15 protein-coding genes and 1 pseudogene are annotated in these 20,744 nt (G+C 71.3%); 6 read left to right on the top strand and 10 right to left on the bottom strand.

Annotated elements, in window-relative coordinates; genetic code table 11:
• Positions 1-28 precede the first annotated feature (28 nt).
• Positions 29-1,579: a succinic semialdehyde dehydrogenase gene (locus tag CLV54_RS10195; protein WP_100344846.1), complete on the bottom strand. Its 1,551-nt coding sequence runs from the start codon at positions 1,577-1,579 to the stop codon at positions 29-31.
• Positions 1,580-1,719: 140 nt separating this feature from the next.
• Positions 1,720-2,700, bottom strand: a complete 981-nt coding sequence (locus tag CLV54_RS10200) for a hypothetical protein (RefSeq protein WP_157802915.1) — start codon at positions 2,698-2,700, stop codon at positions 1,720-1,722.
• A gap of 227 nt (positions 2,701-2,927) precedes the next feature.
• Here CLV54_RS10200 and CLV54_RS10205 point away from each other — a divergent pair, with 227 nt between their 5' ends.
• The gene (locus CLV54_RS10205; protein WP_100344848.1) at positions 2,928-3,245 is read left to right on the top strand and encodes a pyrophosphohydrolase domain-containing protein; all 318 of its coding nucleotides are present in this window, start codon (positions 2,928-2,930) and stop codon (positions 3,243-3,245) included.
• 28 nt (positions 3,246-3,273) lie between these two features.
• Here CLV54_RS10205 and CLV54_RS10210 read toward each other — a convergent pair whose 3' ends face one another.
• The 3 genes from CLV54_RS10210 to CLV54_RS10220 are packed head-to-tail and all read right to left on the bottom strand — an operon-like array spanning position 3,274 to position 6,308.
• Positions 3,274-4,434 (bottom strand): Mrp/NBP35 family ATP-binding protein, encoded by a 1,161-nt coding sequence (locus tag CLV54_RS10210; RefSeq protein WP_100344849.1) that lies wholly within the window; start codon positions 4,432-4,434, stop codon positions 3,274-3,276.
• Positions 4,424-4,993: a DUF1003 domain-containing protein gene (locus CLV54_RS10215; RefSeq protein WP_100344850.1), complete on the bottom strand. Its 570-nt coding sequence runs from the start codon at positions 4,991-4,993 to the stop codon at positions 4,424-4,426. Before CLV54_RS10215 ends, CLV54_RS10210 begins: the two co-directional genes overlap by 11 nt.
• Positions 4,980-6,308 carry a magnesium transporter MgtE N-terminal domain-containing protein gene (locus CLV54_RS10220; RefSeq protein WP_100344851.1) on the bottom strand — a complete coding sequence of 443 codons (1,329 nt, stop codon included), beginning with the start codon at positions 6,306-6,308 and terminating at the stop codon, positions 4,980-4,982. Before CLV54_RS10220 ends, CLV54_RS10215 begins: the two co-directional genes overlap by 14 nt.
• Before the next feature lie 82 nt (positions 6,309-6,390).
• On the opposite strand from CLV54_RS10220, the gene CLV54_RS10225 reads away from it, so the two are divergent.
• Positions 6,391-6,924, top strand: a complete 534-nt coding sequence (locus tag CLV54_RS10225) for a YflT domain-containing protein (RefSeq protein ID WP_245861566.1) — start codon at positions 6,391-6,393, stop codon at positions 6,922-6,924.
• Between the two features lie 103 nt (positions 6,925-7,027).
• Here the strand turns inward: CLV54_RS10225 and CLV54_RS10230 are convergent, their stop codons facing one another.
• On the bottom strand, positions 7,028-8,569 hold the full coding sequence (locus tag CLV54_RS10230; RefSeq protein WP_100344853.1) for an aminopeptidase P family protein: 1,542 nt from the start codon (positions 8,567-8,569) through the stop codon (positions 7,028-7,030).
• A 133-nt stretch (positions 8,570-8,702) separates the two neighbouring features.
• Between CLV54_RS10230 and CLV54_RS10235 the strand changes: the two genes are divergently transcribed.
• Positions 8,703-9,572 carry a PHP domain-containing protein gene (locus CLV54_RS10235; protein ID WP_100344854.1) on the top strand — a complete coding sequence of 290 codons (870 nt, stop codon included), beginning with the start codon at positions 8,703-8,705 and terminating at the stop codon, positions 9,570-9,572.
• A gap of 444 nt (positions 9,573-10,016) precedes the next feature.
• On the opposite strand, the gene CLV54_RS10240 is transcribed toward CLV54_RS10235, so the two are convergent.
• The gene (locus tag CLV54_RS10240; protein ID WP_100344855.1) at positions 10,017-11,468 is read right to left on the bottom strand and encodes a DEAD/DEAH box helicase; all 1,452 of its coding nucleotides are present in this window, start codon (positions 11,466-11,468) and stop codon (positions 10,017-10,019) included.
• 196 nt (positions 11,469-11,664) lie between these two features.
• On the opposite strand from CLV54_RS10240, the gene CLV54_RS10245 reads away from it, so the two are divergent.
• Positions 11,665-12,381 carry a ferritin-like fold-containing protein gene (locus tag CLV54_RS10245; protein ID WP_245861568.1) on the top strand — a complete coding sequence of 239 codons (717 nt, stop codon included), beginning with the start codon at positions 11,665-11,667 and terminating at the stop codon, positions 12,379-12,381.
• 46 nt (positions 12,382-12,427) lie between these two features.
• On the opposite strand, the gene CLV54_RS10250 is transcribed toward CLV54_RS10245, so the two are convergent.
• Positions 12,428-12,736 carry a hypothetical protein gene (locus CLV54_RS10250; RefSeq protein ID WP_100344856.1) on the bottom strand — a complete coding sequence of 103 codons (309 nt, stop codon included), beginning with the start codon at positions 12,734-12,736 and terminating at the stop codon, positions 12,428-12,430.
• Between the two features lie 9 nt (positions 12,737-12,745).
• Positions 12,746-12,970 carry a DUF3107 domain-containing protein gene (locus tag CLV54_RS10255; protein ID WP_100344857.1) on the bottom strand — a complete coding sequence of 75 codons (225 nt, stop codon included), beginning with the start codon at positions 12,968-12,970 and terminating at the stop codon, positions 12,746-12,748.
• 150 nt (positions 12,971-13,120) lie between these two features.
• On the opposite strand from CLV54_RS10255, the gene CLV54_RS10260 reads away from it, so the two are divergent.
• Together CLV54_RS10260 and CLV54_RS10265 are read left to right on the top strand one after the other, a co-directional pair.
• Complete coding sequence (locus tag CLV54_RS10260; RefSeq protein ID WP_100344858.1) at positions 13,121-16,237, top strand: ATP-dependent helicase; 3,117 nt, start codon at positions 13,121-13,123, stop codon at positions 16,235-16,237.
• Positions 16,234-19,662, top strand: a complete 3,429-nt coding sequence (locus CLV54_RS10265) for an ATP-dependent DNA helicase (RefSeq protein ID WP_100344859.1) — start codon at positions 16,234-16,236, stop codon at positions 19,660-19,662. Before CLV54_RS10260 ends, CLV54_RS10265 begins: the two co-directional genes overlap by 4 nt.
• A 290-nt stretch (positions 19,663-19,952) precedes the next feature.
• On the opposite strand, the pseudogene CLV54_RS17925 reads toward CLV54_RS10265, so the two are convergent.
• Positions 19,953-20,693: pseudogene (locus tag CLV54_RS17925) on the bottom strand (phosphotransferase); the annotation flags it as partial.
• Between the last annotated feature and the right edge of the window lie 51 nt (positions 20,694-20,744).

Below are 20,744 nucleotides of genomic sequence, written 5' to 3' on the forward strand. Positions count from 1 at the left end.
CGGGGAACCCGATGCCGAGGAGGCGCCCTCAGCGGCGGCGCACGGCCTTGAGCGCCCGCACGAGAAGGCGCATGATCCCGGTCATCGCCTGGAACTCGGCGCCCGTGCGCGGCAGCGTGAGGAGGCCCGTCGTCCGGGCGATCGTCACGGGCTCGACGAAGCGCAGGAGCCCCTCGGGGCCGTTGCGGCGGCCGAGCCCCGACTGCTTGACGCCGCCCATGGGCGCGTCGATCGAGGAGAACGTCGCCCGGTAGCCCTCGTTGACGTTGACGCTCCCGGCCTCGATCTGGCGCGCGACCCGCATGCCCCGCACCGAGGAGCCGCTGAACACGGCGGCGCTCAGGCCGAACTCGCTCGCGTTCGCCGCCCGCACGGCCTCGTCGACGCTGTCGACGACGTACACCGAGACGACCGGGCCGAAGGTCTCCTGCGCGAAGCAGAGCATGCTCGGGGTCACGTCGGTGAGCACCGTGGGGGCGTAGAAGTACGGTCCGAGCTCCGGCCGCGCCTCGCCGCCCGTGAGCACCGTGGCGCCCTTGCCCACGGCGTCGTCCACGTGGCGTTCGACGCGGGCGAGCTGGGCGGGGCTCACGAGGGTTCCGACATCCGTCGACCAGTCGTAGGCGGCGCCCTGCACGAGGCTCTGCGTCTTCGCGACGAAGGCGGCGAGGAAGGCGTCGGCAACCCGGCGCTGCACGTAGATGCGCTCGATCGAGACGCACAGCTGCCCCATCGAGGAGAAGCACGCGTAGACGGCGTTCGCGGCGGCCTCGCGCGGGTCGACGTCGTCGAGCACGAGAAGCGGGTTCTTGCCGCCCAGCTCGAGGGAGACGCCCGTGAGGTTCTGCGCGGCCAGCGCCGCCACCTTCGTGCCGGTCGTCGTCGAACCCGTGAAGCAGACATAGTCGGCGCCCGTCGTGACGGCGTTGCCGATCCCGTCGCCGTCGCCGGTCACCACAGCCCAGAGCTCCGCGGGAACACCGGCCTCGATGAAGGCGCGCCGGGCGGCGAGCACCGAGAGGGCGCCCTGTTCGTCGGCCTTCTGCACGACCCCGTTGCCGGCGGCGAGGGCCGGTACGACATCCATGATGCCGAGGCTGAGCGGGTAGTTCCACGGGGTGATGACGCCGACGACGCCCTTCGGCCGGTAGCGCAGCTGCGTGCTCACGACGGTGGGGATGCCGGCCCTGCGCCGGCGCGCGCGAAGCACCGGGCGCGCCGCGAGGGCGTTGTACCGCACGACGCCCGCGCACTGGAAGAGCTCCTCGAAGGCCTGCCCCCGGGTCTTGCCCGTCTCGCTCTGCACGACGTCGAGCAGCAGCTCCTCGCGGGCGAGCAGCAGGTCGTGGGCCCGCAGCAGCACGGCACGGCGGTGGGCGAAGCCCGAGCGTGCCCAGGCGAGCTGGGCGAGGCGCGCACGGGCGTAGGCCCGGTCGACGTCGTCGGCGCTCGAGACGGGCAGCTCGTGCAGCGCCTCGCCGGTGTACGGCTGGAACACGGTGACCGTTGAGCCGGTCGAGGTCGAGATGTCGTGGTCGAGGTCGGCGATGATCTCGGAGTCCAAGGGTGTGCCCGTCATGGAGTCATTCTAAGAGCCGAAGCAGGGGGTGTCGCGGAGAACATCTCGCTGAGAACGGGCTCGATCTCCTGACATCCCGGGCAGGATGCCGCGACGCCCCGTGTGTCGGACTCTGCGTCCTATCGCGGGGTCGCCGCTCCTCAGCCCAAGCCGCAGCTGAGCGCCACGAACTCGTAGAGGCGGTTGCGCAGCGCCGTGTCGACCGCGAGCTTGTAGCCGCTCGGCTCGCCGCCGTCGAGCGATACCGCGATCGGCAGCACCGTGCCCACCTTGTCCTCCGCGATGGCGTGCGGGTCGCAGCGTGCAGGGCGCAGAGGGAGCTCGACGGTGAACGGGGCGGTCGCGGCATCCGCCGTCTTCTCGATCTCCCAGCGCTCGCCCGACACGGGAGCCAGGAGCGTCGTGGGGCCGATCGAGTCGAGCAGCAGCTCGCCCGGGCCGCCGCTGGGGGTGACTTCGAGCTCGAGGGCCGCCGTCGCGCCCGGCCCGGAGCCGTCGATGCTGAGCTCACCGGGCACGATGCGCGCGATCGCCTCGACCGCGGCGGCGAGGCAGTCCTCGCGCTCGATGCGGGACATGGTGTCCTTGCTGTCGGTGGGAGTGACGGCCAGATCGGTGGCGGCATGGGAGGGCGCGTCGATGGGGGCGGTGTCGGGGGAGGACGGCGCGGATGCCGCAGCCAGCCCGAGAGTCACGAGCTCGTGGCCCGCAAGGGCTCCCCGCTTGCACACGCTCGTCGCGAGGTCGACCCTCAGATCCTTGGTGAGGCCGGGCCCGATGGCGACGTCACCCGTCCACGTGCTCGGGGCGGCGAAGTGCTCGGAGTCGAACCGCGCGGAGACGACCGTCACCTCCTGCGTCGTGCCGTTCGTCACACGCAGCTGCAGGGTGCGCCGCGCGTAGTCGGGCCGGGTCTGCAGGATCTCGACCGAGATGCCGGATGCCGTGGCCGGCTCGTGCGCGTCGCCCGTCGTCGTCGGGTCCTCCGGGCCGTCGGGGCGCTCGGAGGCGCCCGCTGAGGTGTGCGGAGACTGCGAGGGAGCGGCATCCGCAGTGCACCCGCCCAGGCCGACGAGCGCGAGCAGCGCGATCGCGCCCGCCGCGGCCATCCCCGTTCTCATGAGGACACGTTAGCCGCCCTCGCCCATCCCCTCGCCCCCTTTCCCCTCTCGCCCAAATCTCCCCCTCCCAAATGCAGGGCCCCCGTCGGTCGGAGCGGCGATCCGTCCGCCGCACACGCCGGGTGACCGTGGAACTTCCTGCATTTGCGACGAGGAAGGGGCGGGTCGCGACGTCACATTCGTTCAGTTTGCGAGCGCGACAGGCTCCGGAACCTAGGGTCGAAAGCATGCACATCGAAGAGATCAGCTCGTCGGTCGAGGACGTGTCACAGGGTTACGCCGCGAAGTTCGCCATCGAGCGGTCGGAGGTGTGGTTTCTGCTCAAGCTCCAGGAAGAGCTGGGCGAGCTGACGCAGGCCTTCGTGAATCTGAAGGGAATGAGCAAGGACCGTGGGCAGTCGGACGAGGAAAGACGGATCGCGTTCGCGCACGAGTGCGCCGACGTCCTTGCCCATCTCCTCCTCCTGGCTCGGCACGAGGGAGTGGACGTGGAAGCGGCGATCACAGACAAGTGGCTTCGATGGGCTGTGACGCGAGACGAGTGATCCGGACGACGTCCGGCTCGGGTCGGGCTCAGCGCGGCGAGAGGCCCAGCTTGCGGCCCGCGAGGTCGCGCCCGCGGCTCGCGATGCGGTCGGCGACGCTTCGGATGGCGCGGCTCGCCGGGTCGTCGGGGGCGCCCAGCACGATCGGCGCCCCGGCGTCGCCGCCCTCGCGCAGCGCGACGCTCAGCGGCACGGAGGCGAGCAGCGGCACCGGCCTGCTCTGGCCCTCCGAGAGCCGGCGGGTGACCTCCTCGCCCCCGCCCGTGCCGAAGAGGTCGAGAACGCTGCCGTCGGGCTGCACGAGCCCCGCCATGTTCTCGATGACCCCGAAGACGCTCTGGCCGGTCTGCCGGGCGACGACCCCCGACCGCTCGGCGACGTCGGCCGCCGCCGGCTGCGGCGTCGTGATCACGAGCACCTCGGCGTGCGGCAGCAGCTGGCCGATCGAGATCGCGATGTCGCCCGTGCCGGGGGGCAGGTCGAGCAGCAGCACGTCGAGGTCGCCGAAGTACACGTCGGTGAGGAACTGCGAGATCGTGCGATGCAGCATGGGCCCGCGCCAGGCGACGGCCGCGTTGCCGTCGACGAACATGCCGATCGAGATGACCTTCACGTCGAAGGCGACGGGCGGCAGGATCATGTCGTTCACGCGCGTCGGCTTCTGCGCGATGCCCGCCTCGTCGACGAGACCCAGGATGCCGGGGATCGAGAAGCCGTACACGTCGGCGTCGACGATTCCCACGGCGAGGCCCTTCTGCGCCAGCGCGACGGCGAGGTTCGCCGTGATCGTCGACTTGCCGACCCCGCCCTTGCCGCTCGTGACGGCGTAGACGCGTGTGAGCGAGTCGGCCGTGAACGGGATGCCGCGGGTCTTCGAGCCGCGCAGGCGCTCCGTGAGGGCGCGGCGCTGCTCCGGCGTCATGACGCCCACCTCGACGGTCACGCCCGTGACCCCCGGCACCGAGGCGACCGTCTCGCGCACGTCGCGCTCGATGGCGTCGGCGGCGGGGCAGCCGACGATCGTGAGGCTGATCGCGATCGTCGCGGCTCCGGCATCCGTCACCGTCACGGCGTCGACCATGTCGAGCTCGGTGATGGGCTTGCGGATCTCGGGGTCGATCACCCGGACGAGCGCCGCCCGCACGGCGGCCTCCCGGGCGGCGGCCTCCCGGGCGGCGTCAGCCACCAGGGCGCTCCCCGCGGGGCGCGGGGGTCGCGGCGTCCTCCGCCTCCGCGTCCTCCTCGCGTGCCTCGTCGCGCCGGTCGAGCTCCTCGAGCATCGAGCGCAGCTCGGCGCGGATGAAGTCCTTCGACGCCATGTCTTTGATCGCGAGCCTGAGCGCGACGACCTCGCGTGCGAGGTACTCGGTGTCGGCGAGGTTGCGCTCGGCGCGCTGGCGGTCCTGCTCGATCTGCACGCGGTCGCGGTCGTCCTGGCGGTTCTGGGCGAGCAGGATGAGCGGCGCCGCGTACGAGGCCTGCAGCGAGAGGATGAGCGTGAGCGCCGTGAAGCCGATCGCGGCGGAGTCGAACCGCCACGACTCGGGCGCGACGGTGTTGAAGACGATCCAGGCTGCGCAGAAGACCGTGAGCCCCAGCAGGAAGACGGGGGTTCCCATGTTGCGGGCGATCCACTCCGTGAACCGGCCGAAGCGGTCGCGGCTCACGCGCTGGCGTATCGGGAGGACCGTGCTGCGGAGGCCCTTGGGGGCGTCCAGCCGGATGTCGGCTCTGTTAGCTCGTGCCATTGCCGGTCCTCCTTCCTCGGATCACGGGGATAGCTCCTGTGGGGGTCTGATAGCGGGCGGCCGCACGTTTTCGCGTGTCGCCGCCGTCGTTACTTCGCCAGTCGTCGGGCAGGAGGTAGTCGAGGACATCGTCAATGGTCACCACCCCGACGAGACGGCCGTTGTCGTCGACCACGGGAACCGAGACGAGGTTGTAGCTCGCGAGGATGCGCGAGACCTCGGCGGCCGAGGTGTCGGCGGTGACGGGGTCGAGGCCCTGGTCGAGCAGGGTTCCGAGCCGCTCGTGCGGCGGGTAGCGCAGCATCCGCTGGAAGTGCACCATGCCGAGGAAGCGGCCCGTGGGCGGCTCGTACGGCGGCAGGGTGACGCACACGGCCGCGCCGAGGGCGGGGGCGAGCTCGTGACGGCGGATGAGGGCGAGGGCCTCGGCGACGGTCGCATCGGCCGAGAGGATGATGGGCTCCGTCGTCATGAGGCCGCCCGCGGTGTCGGGGGCGTAGCTGAGCAGCATACGCACGTCGTCGGCCTCTTCGGGCTGCATGAGCTGGAGCAGGTGCTCGCCGCGGCCGTCGGGCAGCTGCGCGATGAGGTCGGCCGCGTCATCCGGCTGCATCTGATCGAGCACGTCGGCCGCGCGGTCGTCGTCGAGGGTCGCGAGGATGCGCACCTGCTCGCTCTCGGGCATCTCCTCGAGCACGTCGGCGAGACGGCCGTCGGGCAGCTCTTCTGCGACCTCGAGGCGGCGCTGGCGGGGCAGGTCGAGCAGGGTGTTGGCGAGGTCGGCGGGCTTCAGCTCGGAGTAGGTCGCGATGAGCTGCTCGGCGGACTGGGCCTGGCCGGCCGTCGTCTTCTCCCTGACCTCGCGCCAGGTGGCGAAGACCGTGGGGCCCTTGCCGAAGGGCGAGGAGCCGGTCTTCGGCTTGCGCACGAAGAGCTGGCTGATCTCCCAATCGCTCGGGCCCACCTCTTCGATCGCGACGTCTTCGATCGTGCCCTCGCCGGAGCCGTCGGCGAAGACGACCTTGCGGCCGAGCATCTCGGCGATCACCCGCACCTCGCCGCCGCGCTGCTCGAAGCGGCGCACGTTGATGAGGCCCGTCGTGATGACCTGGCCGGCGCCGATGCTCGTGACGCGCCCGATCGAGACGAAGACCCGGCGCTTGCCCGGGATCTCGACGATGAGGCCCACGACGGTGGGCGCATCGCTGCGGCGATAGACCACGAGGACATCGCGCACCTTGCCGACCCGGTCACCCGCGGGGTCGAAAACGGTGCATCCCGCCAATCTGGCGACGAAGATTCTGGTGGCGCTCACATGTATAACTTAGTCCGCATGCACCCCCGCAGCCTGAGGGCTTCTGCGATGAAGCCCAGGTGGACATGGAAGAATGAAGCCTGTGAGCAACCAGAGAGCATTCGGTGGACGTGGCCGGGGACTGTTCCCCACCCTGCCCACGGGGGAGGTGCTCGAGACCTACGAGAGCTACGCGCAGGCGCAGGAGAGCGTCGAGAAGCTCGCGAAAGCCGACTTCCCGGTCAAGCAGCTCTCGATCATCGGCAGCGATCTGAAGACCGTCGAGCGGATCACGGGCAAGCTCACCTACGGCCGGATGGCCCTCGCGAGCGCCGCGACGGGCGCCTGGATCGGGCTCTTCCTGGGTCTTGTGCTCGTCATCTTCTCGCCGACCCTCACGAGCTTCGCGGTGCTCGGCGCGGCCCTGCTCATGGGCGCCGGCTTCGGCATGCTCTTCGGCGTCGTCACCTACTCGGTGAACAGGCGTCGCCGCACCTTCACCTCGGTGACCCAGGTCATGGCCTCGAGCTACACGGTTCTCGTCGACCCCGAGCTGCTTCACAAGGCCCGCAACGTGCTGCGCGGCGTCGACGACGCGCCTCCGCACCCCTCGGACCCACCCGCGCCCTTCGGATAGCGCCCTCGCTTGACGGGCGACGGGCCCGCCGGCAGGGGTTCTGCCGACGGGCCCGCGTCTCGTTCGTTGCTCAGCCGTCTCGTTCGTTGCTCAGCCGGCTCGCTCAGCCCTGGATGCGCGCGATCCAGGCCTCGACCTCGTCGGCCGAGCGCGGGATGCCGGCCGAGAGGTTCTCGCCGCCGTCCGCGGTCACGACGATGTCGTCTTCGATGCGCACGCCGATGCCGCGCAGCTCCTCGGGAACCGTGAGGTCGTCGGGCTGGAAGTAGAGCCCCGGCTCGATCGTGAAGACCATGCCCGGCTCGAGGATGCCGTCGATGTACAGCTCGCGGCGCGCCTGCGCGCAGTCGTGCACGTCGAGGCCCAGGTGGTGGCTCGTGCCGTGCACCATGTACCGGCGGTGCTGCTGGTTCTCGGGCAGCAGGGAGTCCTCGGCGCTCACGGGCAGCAGGCCCCACTCTGCCGTCTTCGCGGCGATGACGTTCATGGCGGCCTGGTGCAGCTCGCGGAACCGGATGCCGGGGCGCACGATCGCGAACGCGGCATCCGCTGCCTCGCGGACGGCCTCGTAGACCTTGCGCTGAGCGTCGGTGTAGCGCCCGTTGACCGGGAGCGTGCGGGTGATGTCGGCCGTGTAGAGGCTGTCGACCTCGACGCCGGCGTCGATGAGGATGACGTCGCCGTCGACGACGGGGCCGTCGTTGCGGGTCCAGTGCAGCACGCAGGCGTGCGGGCCGGATGCCGCGATCGTGTCGTAGCCCGGAGCGTTGCCGTCGAGGCGGGCCCGCGTGTAGAAGACGCCCTCGACGATGCGCTCGCCGCGCTCGTTCTGGCTGATGCGGGGCAGCTCGCGGATGATGTCGTCGAAGCCGCGCGAGGTCGCCTCGACGGTCAGACGCATCTGCGCGATCTCGTAGGCGTCTTTGACGAGGCGCAGCTCGGAGAGGTCGCGGGCGAGCTGGGCGTCGGGGTCGTGCTCCGCGCCGAACTCGATGCTGAAGGGTGCGTCGCTCGCGTTGGTGCCGAGGGCGCGCTCGGCGGAGGAACGGATGCGCGCGGCATCCACCCGCTCGGTGAGCGCGGGATCGGCCTCGCGCAGCAGCAGGGTCTCGGTGCCGACCGTGCCGAGCACGGCCTCGAACTCGGCGATGCCGCGGGTGGCGAGGGCGAGATCGCTCGCGACCTGGGCGCGCGAGGGGCGCGCGCCGATCCAGAACTCGCCGATCTCGGGGTTGGCGTAGAACTCGTCGGAGTCGCGGCCGGCGCGCTCGCGGAAGTACAGGGTGGCGTCGTGGCCTTCGGCTGTGGGCTCGAGCACGAGCACGGCGCCGGGCTCGGAGTCGGAGCCCCAGCCGGTGAGCCAGGTGAAGCTCACGTGGGCGCGGAACTGGTAGTCGGTGTCGTTCGAGCGCTGCTTGCGGCTGCCGGCCGGGATGATGATCCTCTGGCCCGGGTAGCGGGAGGAGAGGCGCGAGCGCCGGGCGGCCGCATAGACGGCCTGTTCGCGCGCGGGGGGCAGCACCTCCTCGCGTTCGGCCCAATTGGTGCCGATGTACTCCTTGAAGCTCTCTGAGCTGGGGGTCGTCGAACGGTTCTCGGTAGCCCGGATCGTCGCTGATGTCGTGGTGTCGGTCGAGTTCGCCATAGGGCCATTGTCCCACCCCGGCGGGCCGAATGTAGCATGTGACATTTTTCACGGATCATCGTCGGGCGCTGGTCGGGATCGACCCTCGGAGCGGCTCGTGCCGGGCCCCCGGCGACGCGCATACACTGAGAGGATGTCCTCGGCGCTGCCCTTCCGCACCCCGATCGACCTGCACACCCACAGCAGCGTCTCGGACGGCACGGAGACGCCCACCGAGCTCATGCGCTCGGCGGCGGCCGCCGGTCTCGGAACCGTCGCGATCACCGACCACGACTCCACCTCGGGCTGGGCGGATGCCTCGGCGGATGTCGCGCTCACCGGAGTCACCTTCGTGCCCGGCATGGAGCTCAGCACCCGCCACGGCTGGAGGAGCGTGCACCTGCTCGCCTACCTCTTCGACCCCACCGACGCCGCGCTCACGGGTGAGATGGCCCGCATCCGTGACGCCCGGCTCACGCGCGCCGAGAACATCGTCAACCGCATCGCCGTCGACTACGCCCTCACCTGGGACGACGTGCTCGCCCAGACCACCGACGGCGCCACCGTCGGCCGCCCGCACATCGCCGACGCCCTCGTGGCACGCGGCTACGTGCCCGACCGCAGCGCCGCGTTCGAGAGCATCCTGCATCCGCGCAACGGCTACTTCGAGCCGCACTACGCACCCGGCCCGCTCGAGGCCGTGCGCCTCGTGCGCGGCGCCGGGGGAGTGCCCGTGATCGCGCACCCGGCCACCCGCGGGCGCGACGGGGTCGTGCCGACCGACTACCTCGCGAAGCTCGTCGACGCCGGACTGTTCGGGCTCGAGGTCGACCACCGTGAGAACACCCCCGACGGCAAGGAGCGGCTGCTCGAGCTCGCCGCCCAGTTCGGGCTGCGGGTCACGGGGTCGAGCGACTACCACGGCGCGGGCAAGCCCAATCGGCTCGGCGAGAACACGACCGCGCCCGAGGTGCTCGAGGCGATCATCGCCGAGGGCCGGGGCTCGGCGCCCGTCTACGCCTGACCGGTCTCCTTGCGGCCGTGCCTAGCCCGCCCTGCCTAGCTTGCCCCGCTCTGCCTATCCCGCCCCGCCCTCGCCCGCCCCGAGTCACTCAACAGTTACTCAAAACGACGGAGATTCCGTCCTTTTCGGCCGAAAACGACGTGTTCAGGGCCGATCCGGGCGGAATCTCCGTCGTTTTGAGGAGGGAGGGAGGAAGCGAGGGCGGAGGGCCGAGGGCGGGAACGTTGAACAGGATGATCGCGCGACACGTGGGCGTGGCGGCATCCTGCTCAGGATGTCGCGGGGTCGACCCTGTTCCGTGCCGACGCAGCCGCCCCTGAACTCAAAACGACGGAGATTCTGCCCGAAATCGGCCCGAACACGGTGGTTCGGGGCGAAAAGGGGCGGAATCTCCGTCGTTTTGAGTGATGACGAGGATGAAGGGAGGCGGGTTGCGCGGGGCGGCTACTCAGGGGCGGCGGCGCGGCGGCGGGTGCGGTTGCGGCGGCGCGGGGCGCTGTTGCCGTCGCGGTGCTGCGAGCCGGTGCCGTCGTGCACGCCCGTGGCGCTCGCGACGTTCTCCTCGCCCGAAGGACGGGCCTCGGGCGACGAGCCCTCGCCGCGGCTGCGGTTGCGGTTGCGCGGAGGGCGGTCGCCGGAGCGCTCACCCGAGCGCTCACTCGAACGATCACCGGAGCGCTCGCGCGGCTGACGTGCGGCCGGCTCGATGGAGGACGGCTTGAGCCGGCCCTTCGTGCCCTCGGGGATGCCGAGCTCGGCGAAGAGGTGAGGCGACGAGGAGTAGGTCTCGACGGGCTCGGGGCGGCCGAACTCGAGGGCGCGGTTGATGAGTGCCCACTTGTGCAGGTCGTCCCAGTCGACGAAGGTGACCGCGATGCCGGTCTTGCCCGCGCGGCCCGTGCGGCCCACGCGGTGCAGGTAGGCCTTGTCGTCTTCGGGGATGGTGTGGTTGATGACGTGGGTCACGTCGTCGACGTCGATGCCGCGTGCCGCGACATCCGTGGCGATCAGGATGTCTTTCTTGCCGGCCTTGAACGCGGCCATGGCCCGCTCGCGCTGGTCTTGGTTGAGGTCGCCGTGCACGGCAGCGGCGTTGAAGCCGCGGTCGTTGAGCTCTTCGACGATCTTCGCCGCGGAGCGCTTCGTGCGCGTGAAGATCACGGTCTTGCCACGGCCCTCGGCCTGCAGGATGCGCGAGATGACCTCGTCTTTGTCCATCGGGTGCACGCGGTAGATGAGGTGTTCGATGTTGGCCTGGGTGAGGCCCTCGTCGGGGTCCGTCGCGCGGATGTGGATGGGCTTCGACATAAAACGACGGGCCAGGGCGACGATGATGCCCGGCATCGTGGCCGAGAAGAGCATCGTGTGGCGGCCGGCCGGGGTCTGCGAGAAGAGCTTCTCGATGTCGGGCAGGAAGCCCAGGTCGAGCATCTTGTCGGCCTCGTCGAGCACCATCTCCTCGATGTTGGAGAGGTCGAGGAGGTGCTGGCCCGCGAGGTCGAGCAGGCGGCCCGGGGTGCCGACGACGATCTGCGCGCCGGCCTTGAGCTGGGCGATCTGGCCCTCGTAGGCCTTGCCGCCGTAGATCGAGACGATCTTGGTGGGCCGGTTCATGGTGGCGAGCTCGAGGTCCTCGGTCACCTGCACCGCGAGCTCTCGCGTCGGAACGACGACGAGGGCCTTGACGCCGGGCGCCGGATCCGGGCCGAGGCGCTGGATGATCGGGAGGCCGAAGCCGAAGGTCTTGCCGGTTCCCGTCTTCGCCTGGCCGATGATGTCCTGGCCGGCGAGGGCGAGGGGGATGGTCTGGGTCTGGATGGGGAAGGGCTCGATGATGCCCTTGCTCGCGAGGGCATCGACGATGTCCTGCTCGATATCGAGTTCACTGAAAGTCACTGACGTACCTTGTACCTGTCGTTGGGAGAGAGTTCTACGCCTCTTTCATTCGCCAGGCGTAGGGCCGCCGATCCATCGCCGGGGCGCGCCCAGCTTACGGCACGAGTCCGGGAGCCCGCCGATGACTGGCCGGTGACTGGCCGGTGACGGCATCCGGAGACGTCTCGCGCGCCGCCGCACGCTCTAAGCTGGCCTCGTGGTTTCCTGGTTTCGACGACGCGGCGCTCTGTCCGATTTTCCACGTCTGCGACCTCGTGGCGAGCAGACCGCGACGCTCCGGGTGAGCTTCGACGAGCTGACGCCCGAGCCCATGAGCTACCTCGGCCAGGTCGCCTACCTGCAGCTCGACCAGTTCGAGTCGATCGCCCGCACCGTGTCGATGGCGCCCGATCTCGCGTCGAAGGAGCGGCTGAGCCCCGCGGCGTCCGCGGCTCTCGCGAAGCACCAGGGCGTGATCGCCGAGATCCGCCGCCGTGGTGCCGAGCCGGATGCCGTCATGGCGCCCTTCGCCGAGGCGATCGACCGCTACCAGCGCGCCACCCAGGGTGCGCGCTGGCACGAGGCGCTTCTCAGCAACCACCTCACGGCCGGCCTGCTCGACGACTTCTTCATCAGCCTCGCCTCGGGTCTGCCGGGCGATTTCGGCCCCCGGGTCGCGAGTGTGCTCGCGGCCGACTCGGGCCGGGAGCAGATCGTCGAGATGCTCGGCGAGGCGATCGCCGCAGACCCCGTGCTGGGCTCGCGCCTGGCCATGTGGGGGCGCAGGCTCGTGGGCGACACGCTGCTGCTGGCACGCAGCGGCCTGAGCCTGTCGGGGGATGCCGCCTCCGACGAGTCGCGCATCGAGCCCGTCTTCACCGAGCTCATCGCCGCCCACACCCGTCGTATGGACGCGCTGGGCCTCACCGCCTGACTCCCGCGCCGGATGCCGCGACTCGCGAATCCGTTCGAGAACCGGTCTAGCGAGTGGCGGGAACGCCGGCCTTCATAAGCCGCGAGAGCATCTTCTGGTCGCTCTCGCTGCGGCGGCGGCCGATGAGGAACGCGGCGGCGAGGCTCACGAGGGCGGACGCGATGAGGGTGATCCACCAGATCCAGCCGCCGTCGTAGGGCATGCCCGCCCAGGTCAGGATGACCCAGAGCACGGATGCCACGGCGGTTCCGATCGCGGGGATCAGAACGACCCCGTGCTCGGAGCGGTGAGGCAGGAGGTAACGGACGGCGAGGCCGATGATGGCGCCACCGAGGGCGACGAAGAGCAGTTCCACGCTGCGACCCTAGCCGACGAATCCGATGCGGCGCGACTCCTCGCTGCCGATCTCGACGTAGGCGATGCCCGCGGTGGGCACGAGGTAGACCTTGCCCTTGTCGTCGCTGAGCTTGACGAAGGTGGTCTTGCTCTCGAGCGCCTGCGTCACGGTGGACTCGATCTCGGCGGACGACTGGGAGGTTTCGAAGCTGACCTCGCGCGGCGAGTTGACGATTCCGATGCGGATTTCCACGAGCAGAGCCTTTCGTTGGTGCCTCAGGGTACGTGCCCAGAGTACGGCAGATTCCCGCGGCGGACGGCCCGTCTGCACTCGCCATGAGCGAACACGGCGCAGGGCGCGGCGGGAGCCCCGATGTCGGTGGCGGCGACTATTTTTGCTCACGTGATCTTCCGCGGTTTCCAACGCCTCCAGGCCTCCTCCACGGCCGTCCGAGAGCTCGAGCTCGACGATTCGCAGAAGGCCGTGCTCGCCCTTCCCGGTGACGCGACGGCGGCCGTCCTGGGTGCGCCGGGCACGGGCAAGACCACGACCCTCGTCGAGCTCGTCGCCGACCGCGTGCAGCGCCTGGGGCTCTCGCCCGACGAGATCGTCGTGCTCGCGCCGACGCGGCAGGCCGCCTCGAGGCTGCGCGACACCCTCTCCCTGCGCCTCGGCGTGCCGACCAACGGGCCCATGGCGCGCACGGCGAACTCACTCGCCTTCCGCATCCTCTCGGAGCGCGCGGCCGCGAACGGCGATCCGGAGCCGCCCCGGCTGCTCACGGGCAGCGAGCAGGACACGATCATCTCCGAGCTGCTCGACGGCCATGAGGCCGAGGGCACCGGGCCGCAGTGGCCCGAGTCGATCCCGGCCGATGTGCGCCGCCTGCGCGGCTTCCGCACCGAGCTGCGCGAGCTCATCATGCGGGTCTCCGAGTCGGGGCTCCTCCCGGCCGAGCTGAGTGAGCTCGGCCGCCTCCACGGCATCCCCGAGTGGGTCGCGGCCGGCGAGTTCATCGCCGAGTACCACGAGATCGTGGACTCCTACCGGGGCGACCACCTCGACTCGGCCGAGCTCCTCGCCGAGGCGTCCCTCGTCGTGCGGCGCGGCGAGGCGCTCGGCGGCATCCGCCTGGTCGTGGTCGACGACCTGCAGGAGGCGACGCTCTCGGTCGTCACCCTGCTGCGCCAGCTCGCGGGGCGGGGCGTGCCCGTCATCGCCTTCGGTGATCCGGATGTCGCGACGAGCGCGTTCCGCGGGGCCCAGGCGAGCGCCCTCGGCACCCTCGCCGCCCGGCTCGGCGTCGAGCACGCCCACACGATCGTGCTCGAGGCCGCCCACCGCCAGGGCCCGGCCCTGCGGGAGCTCACCGCGGGCATCACCGAGCGCATCGGCACGGCGGCGGCCGGCCGGCAGCGCCTCGCCCGGCCCGGTGCGGAGCTCGGGGCCCAGACCTCGCCGGTCGTGGCTGTGCAGGCCGCCTCGCCCGCGCTCGAGTTCGCCGAGATCGCCCGACGTCTGCGCGAGCACCACCTCATGCACGGCGTGCCGTGGTCGCGTATGGCCGTGATCGTGCGCTCGGGCGCGCAGATCCCCGCCCTCTCGCGTGCTCTCGCGCTCGCGGAGGTTCCCACGACCTCGCCCGTCGGCGGGCACGCGCTGCGCGACGACCCGGCGGCGAGCCAGCTCGTGAGAGCGGCGAACCTCGCGACCGGCCGGCAGCCGCTGACCCCCGAGCTCGCGACCGAGCTGCTGCTCGGGCCGCTCGGCGGCCTCGACGGGGTGGGGCTGCGTCGGGTGCGGCTGGCGCTGCGGCACGAGGAGGTCGCGGGCGGCGGCAACCGCCCCGCCGACGAGCTGCTCGTCGAGGCTCTCGACGACGCGGGCCGGCTCGCGACGATCGACTCCGGGCCGGCCCGCCGCGCCGCACGGCTCGCGACCCTGCTGGCCGCGGCTCGCGACCTGGCGGCCGCCGGTGCGACGATCGAAGAGCTGCTGTGGCTCATCTGGGAGCGCAGCGGTCTCGCCCCGCTCTGGTTCGACCAGGCGCTCGGCTCGGGCATCGTCGCCGACGAGGCCAACCGCAACCTCGACGGCGTCGTCGCGCTCTTCACCTCGGCGAAACGCTATGTCGAGCGGGTGCCCGACCGCCCGGCCTCCGAGTACCTCGCCGACTTCCTCGAGTCGGAGGTGCCCGAAGACACGCTCGCCCCGCGCTCGGCCGGGGAGTCGGTGCTCGTGAGCACGCCCAACGGAACGATCGGGGCCGAGTTCGAGATCGTCGCGGTCGCGCGGCTGCAAGAGAGCGTGTGGCCGAACCTGCGCCTGCGCGGCTCGCTCCTGCACCCGCAGCGGCTGGCGGGGCTCGCGGCGGGCATCCCGGAGTCGCCGGTCGACGAACGCGCGCAGGTGCTGAGCGACGAGCTGCGGATGTTCGCGCTCGCGGCCTCGCGGGCGACGAGACAGGTCATCCTGAGCTCCACCGCCAACGAAGACGAGCAGCCGTCGCCGTTCACGCGGCTGGGCCCGGCGCCGCAGACGCCCGACGCGCGGCATCCGCTCTCGTTGCGGGGCCTCGTCGGCTCGCTGCGCCGTCGACTCGTGCTGACCCAGTCGCCCGAGGCCGCCGCGGCGCTCGCGCGCCTCGCCGCCGAGGGCGTGCCCGGCGCCGACCCGCGCAGCTGGTACGGACTGACCCCGCCCTCGACGGAGGCGCCGCTCGTCGATCTCAGCGACCCCGACGCCGTGGTCCCCGTCTCGCCCTCGCGGCTCGAGACCTTCGAGAAGTCGCCGCTCGCCTGGTTCATCGACAGCATGGCGGCCTCGCCGAGCGGCGCGGCCGCGGGCATCGGAACCCTCGTGCACGCCGTGATGGAGGAGGCGGGCACGACCCCCGACGCCGATGTGAGCGTCGAGGGGCTGTGGGCCGGCATCGAGCGGCGGTGGGAGGAACTGCGCTTCGACGCGCCGTGGCTCGCCGAGCGGGAGCGCCGGCGCACCCGGCAGCTCGCTCTCGGGCTCTCCGAGTACCTGGGCGACTTCGAGCGCGAGGGCAAGGTGCTGCTCGGCTCGGAGGGCCGGTTCAGCATCACGCTCGGCCGCGCGCAGCTCAACGGCTCGATCGACCGCGTCGAGATGACCCCGGAAGGAGCGATCGTGATCGTGGACCTGAAGACCGGCCGCTACGTGCCCTCCGCGGCGGCCGTCGCGACGCACGCTCAGCTCGGCAGCTATCAGCTCGCCGTTCGGGAGGGGGCGATCGAGGCGGTGCCGGGCGACGCCCGGAGCGGGGGTGCGAAGCTCGTCTTCGTGGCCGGGGGCATCCGCGGCAAGTCCTATCGCGACGTCGAGCAGGGGGCGTTCGACGAGGAGGCGATGGAGGTCTTCCGCGACCGCATCGCCGACGCCGTCGAGGGTATGGCCGGAGCGCGGTTCGAGGGCGTCCTCAACCTGGGGGAGCGCGATCCGCACGCCTCCTGGGCGCATCGCATCCACCTCGTCGCGGCGGTGTCGGCATGAGCGCCCTGCTTCCCGACGCCGAGCTCACGGGCGCGTCGCAGAACGTCGCCGGGTCGGCCGCACCTGCCTCGCCGGCGATCTCGGCGCTCGAGATCGCGCACGCGCTGCACCTGCCGCCGCCGACCCCGCAGCAGCAGGCCGTCATCGAGGCGCCGCTGAGTCCGAGCATCGTCGTCGCGGGGGCGGGGAGCGGCAAGACCGAGACCATGGCGAACCGCGTCGTCTGGCTGCTCGCGAACGGGCACGTGCGCGTGCCGCAGATCCTCGGGCTCACCTTCACCCGCAAGGCCGCGGGCGAGCTCGCCGAGCGCATCCGCAAGCGGATCACGGAGCTCGTCGACACGCAGCTCGTGAGCCTCGAGTTCGACCCCTTCGACGCCCCGACCGTGGCGACCTACAACTCCTTCGCCAACAGCATCTTCCGCGAGCACGCCCTGCGGCTCGGCCGGGAGCCGGATTCCGCGATCCTGAGCGAGGCCTCGGCCTGGCAGCTCGCCCGCTCGCTCGTCGTGGCGAGCACCGACGAGCGTCTCGTCGACCTCGACAAGAGCGTCGACGCCGTCACGGCCGCCGTGCTCGAGCTGAGCCGGGCGCTCGGCGAGAACGTCGCCGAGGCGAGCGCCGTCGACGCCATGGCCCGAGAGTTCCTCACCCTCCGCGAGCTGCCCACGGGCAGCGCCCGGGTCAAGGAGATGTACCGCTACGTACGGTCGTCGACCGAGGTGGTCGCGGCCATCCCGCCGCTGCTCGAGCTCGCGACCCGGTTCGCCGAGGAGAAGAAGCGCCGCGGCTACGTCGAGTACTCCGATCAGGTCGCGCTCGCGCTCGCCGTCTGCGAGAGGGTCCCCGAGGTCGTCGACGACTACCGGGAGCGCTTCCGGGTCGTGCTCCTCGACGAATACCAGGACACCTCGGTCGTGCAGACCCGCCTGCTCAAGACCCTCTTCGCGGGCGGCGCGGTCATGGCCGTCGGCGACCCGCACCAGTCGATCTACGGATGGCGCGGCGCCAGCTCCGCGAACCTCGACGAGTTCTCACGCGACTTCACCGGCCGCGACACCGGGGCCATCGAGTACGCGCTCTCGACGAGCTGGCGCAACCCGCGCACGGTCCTGCAGGCCGCGAACACGCTCGTCGCCCCGCTCACGGCCGCCTCGGCGGTGCACGTCGAGCAGCTCGGCGCGCGCCCGGGAGCGAGCGATGGCGTGCTCGACACGGTCTTCCCCGAGACTGTCGACGACGAGGCGCGCGCGATCGCGCGCTGGCTCCACTCCGAGCTGCGCCGGCCGAACGCGAAAGACGAGGCGCGCTCGGCGGCGATCCTCTGCCGCTCCATCAAGCGCATCGACGCCTTCACGGCGGCGCTCGACGAGCAGGGTGTTCCCTACCACGTGCTCGGGCTCGGCGGGCTGCTCGAGCAGCCGGTCATCGCCGATCTCGTGAGCGCGCTGCGCGTCATCCACTACCCGACGGCGGGCTCGGAGCTCATCCGCCTGCTGGCGGGGGCGCGCTGGCGGATCGGCGCTCGCGACATCCGCAGCCTCAACGGTCTCGCCTCCTGGCTCGCGGCCCGTGACCACCGCTACCGTCCGCTCGAGACGGAGGTGCGCGACGGGCTGCGCCGCTCGGTGGTCGACGACGAGGGCAAATCGCTCATCGACGCCCTCGACTTCCTCGTCGAGGCCCCGGCCGGCCACACGGCGCTGAGCGACTTCTCGGCCGATGGCCTCGACCGGATGCGCCAAGCCGGCCGGCAGCTGGCCTGGCTGCGGTCGCGGGTCGGGCTCGACCTGCTCGACCTCGTGACCCTCGTGCAACAGGAGCTGCTGCTCGACGTCGAGGTCGCCGCCAACGAGTCCTCGCCGCTCGGGCAGCCCAGCCTCGTCGCCTTCGGCGAGCAGGTCGCGGCTTTCGTCGCGTCCTCCGAGAGCAGCACCCTCGGCGCCTTCCTCGGCTGGCTCACAGAGGCCGAGCAGCGCGACAACCTCGCCCCGCGGCAGGAGGAGCCCGAGCCGGGCACCGTGCAGATCCTCACGATCCACGGGGCGAAAGGCCTCGAATGGGACACGGTCGTCGTGCCGCGGATGGTGGAGGGCGAGCTGCCGGGGGCACCGCGGAGCAAACGGGGCTGGCTGAGCCTCGGAGCCCTGCCCTACGAGTTCCGGGGCGACGCGAGCGAGCTGCCGAAGCTCGACTGGCGCGGTCTCGACACGCAGAAGGAGTTCGACGAGGCCTTCGAGCTGTTCATGACGGAGGTCGAGGCGAGGCACGCCGAGGAGCAGCGCCGTCTCGCCTACGTCGCGATCACCCGGGCGCGGGAGAGCGTGCTGCTCAGCGGATCGTTCTGGTCGACGCAGACGAAGCCGCGCCCGCCGGGAGCCTTCCTCCACGAGCTCGCGCGGGCCGGCGTGATCGATCCGGCCGCCCTCCCCGAGGCGAGCGAGTTCGAGCAGAACCCGCTCGAGTCGGCGACCGCGACCCGGCTCTGGCCGCTCGACCCGTTCGGCACCCGGCGGGGCAGGGTAGAGTCGGCGGCGGCGCTCGTGCGCTCGGCCGATCCGCTCGCGCACACCCCGTGGTCGCACGACATCGAGCTGCTGCTCGCCGAACGCCATCAGCGGCAGCGCGCGAACGAGACGGTCGTGGCGCCCGCCCGCATCCCGGCCTCCCGTTTCAAGGACTACGTGAGCGCACCCCAGACCGTCGCCGCCTCGTTGCGCCGACCGATGCCCGAGAGGCCGTTCCGGCAGACGCGCACGGGAACCCGCTTCCACAGCTGGGTCGAGCAGCGTTTCGGGCACGGTGCGGTGCCCGACACGATCGACGCGGATGCGAGCGAGCTGGACTTCGACCTCGATCTCGGCCCGGGTCCGAGCCCGGATCCCGACCTCGGCGAGCCGAGCGCGGAGGCCCAGGAGCTCGAGAGGCTGCAGGCGAATTTCGAGCGCTCGGAGTGGGCCGGCCGCAGGCCCGAGTTCGTCGAGGTGGAGATCCACCTGCGGCTCGGCGGGCACATCGTGATCTGCAAGCTCGACGCCGTGTACGTGCAGGGCGGCGGGGCGGACGGTGGCGGGGCGGACGGCGGTGGTGGCGGCATCCGTTACCAGATCGTCGACTGGAAGACCGGCAAGGCCCCGAAAGACGCGGACGACCTCGAGCTCAAGCAGTTGCAGCTCGCGCTCTACCGTCTCGCCTTCGCACGCTGGAAGGGCGTCGACCCCACCCTCGTCGACGCCGTGTTCTACTTCGTGGGCGACGATCTCGTGGTGCGGCCGGAGCGGCTCTACTCCGAAGACGACCTTCTGTCGGCATGGGGATCCGTGTTCGTCGACGAGGAGCCGTCGGACGCGGCGTCGTCGGGGCGCTCGGAGTCGAACTCGCTCTCGAAGGCGGCGAGGCCGTTCTCGAACTCCGATCTGTCGTAGGAGTCGGTGTGCAGGTGCGATGCGTCGGGCGCCGTGCGGCCGCGCGGGGTGCTGTCGAGCAGTGCCTCGACGGCGTCGACCGTGAGCACGGGGCCCGTCGGCGGCGAGAGCGGGTTCATGACGTCGCTGTGCACCGTGTCGACGAGGCCGTCGAGCATCTGGACCGCGTCGTCGACGATGCCCTCGTTGTGGGTGTCGAGGCCGTGCAGCAGCCAGCGGGCCAGCTCCAGCTCGGCGTAGAGCATCGCGCGCTGCGAGACCTGGGCGTCGCTTCCGAGCCCTCGGCCGGCGAGGTAGGAGCCCATCGCGCTCTCCGTCGACTCGGGATGCGCGGCGAGCAGCCAGTGCAGGTCTTTGGCCGGGTCGCCGACCTGCAGCGAGCCCCAGCCGATGATCCCGGCCACGGTCGCCCCCCTCACGAGGAAGGAGTCGGCGGAGAGGGCGCCGTTGACGACGGTCGGCGTGAACTGCCACAGCCCGTCGTCATCCGTCGCCTGCTCCCAGCGGCGCACGAGACTCGCGGGCACCCGGCCGGTGTCGGCGGCGCGGCCGACGAGGGTCACCGTCGACTGGCGGCACTCGGCGGCCGAGCGGCTGGGCAGGCCCGCCTCGGCGACGAACGCCGTGGTGAGACCGTGGATGGCGGCGATCGACGTGCCGATCGAGGCGGCGAGCCCGTCGGCCGCGCCGATGCTCTGCACCGAGACCTTGTCGCCGGGCAGGAAGTCGTAGACGACGGCCCGGGTGCCCGAGATGGGCGCCTGGCCGAGATAGCCGGGCACGTCGAAGGGCAGGCGGCTGCGCACGCCCGTCGTCAGCGCGCGCAGGGCGATCAGGTCGGCCGACTGCTCCGTCTCCGCCGACTGCGAGGTGGGGACCCGGATGACGAGCTCGCGCCCGTCGCGTGTGGTGAGCAGCGCCGAGTCGAAGTCGCCCTGTTCGCCGAGCGAGTACGTCCTCGCGGCGACCACGTCGACGCCGGGGACAGCCGCGGTAGCCAACGCGGCTAGAGTGAGATGGGATCTGGCCATGCCATCTAGGTTAGGTTGACTCGTCTCGACCGGGCCGTTCGCCACGCCTCC

Origin of the sequence: Compostimonas suwonensis (genome assembly GCF_002797855.1) — a bacterium.
Taxonomy (GTDB): domain Bacteria; phylum Actinomycetota; class Actinomycetes; order Actinomycetales; family Microbacteriaceae; genus Compostimonas; species Compostimonas suwonensis.

Bases quoted from the DNA above. Each gene is read 5' to 3' on its own strand.
- CLV54_RS10195 (WP_100344846.1), bottom strand. From the start codon at position 1,579: ATGACGGGCACACCCTTGGACTCCGAGATCATCGCCGACCTCGACCAC.
- CLV54_RS10200 (WP_157802915.1), bottom strand. From the start codon at position 2,700: ATGAGAACGGGGATGGCCGCGGCGGGCGCGATCGCGCTGCTCGCGCTC.
- CLV54_RS10205 (WP_100344848.1), top strand. From the start codon at position 2,928: ATGCACATCGAAGAGATCAGCTCGTCGGTCGAGGACGTGTCACAGGGT.
- CLV54_RS10215 (WP_100344850.1), bottom strand. From the start codon at position 4,993: ATGGCACGAGCTAACAGAGCCGACATCCGGCTGGACGCCCCCAAGGGC.
- CLV54_RS10230 (WP_100344853.1), bottom strand. From the start codon at position 8,569: ATGGCGAACTCGACCGACACCACGACATCAGCGACGATCCGGGCTACC.
- CLV54_RS10235 (WP_100344854.1), top strand. From the start codon at position 8,703: ATGTCCTCGGCGCTGCCCTTCCGCACCCCGATCGACCTGCACACCCAC.
- CLV54_RS10265 (WP_100344859.1), top strand. From the start codon at position 16,234: ATGAGCGCCCTGCTTCCCGACGCCGAGCTCACGGGCGCGTCGCAGAAC.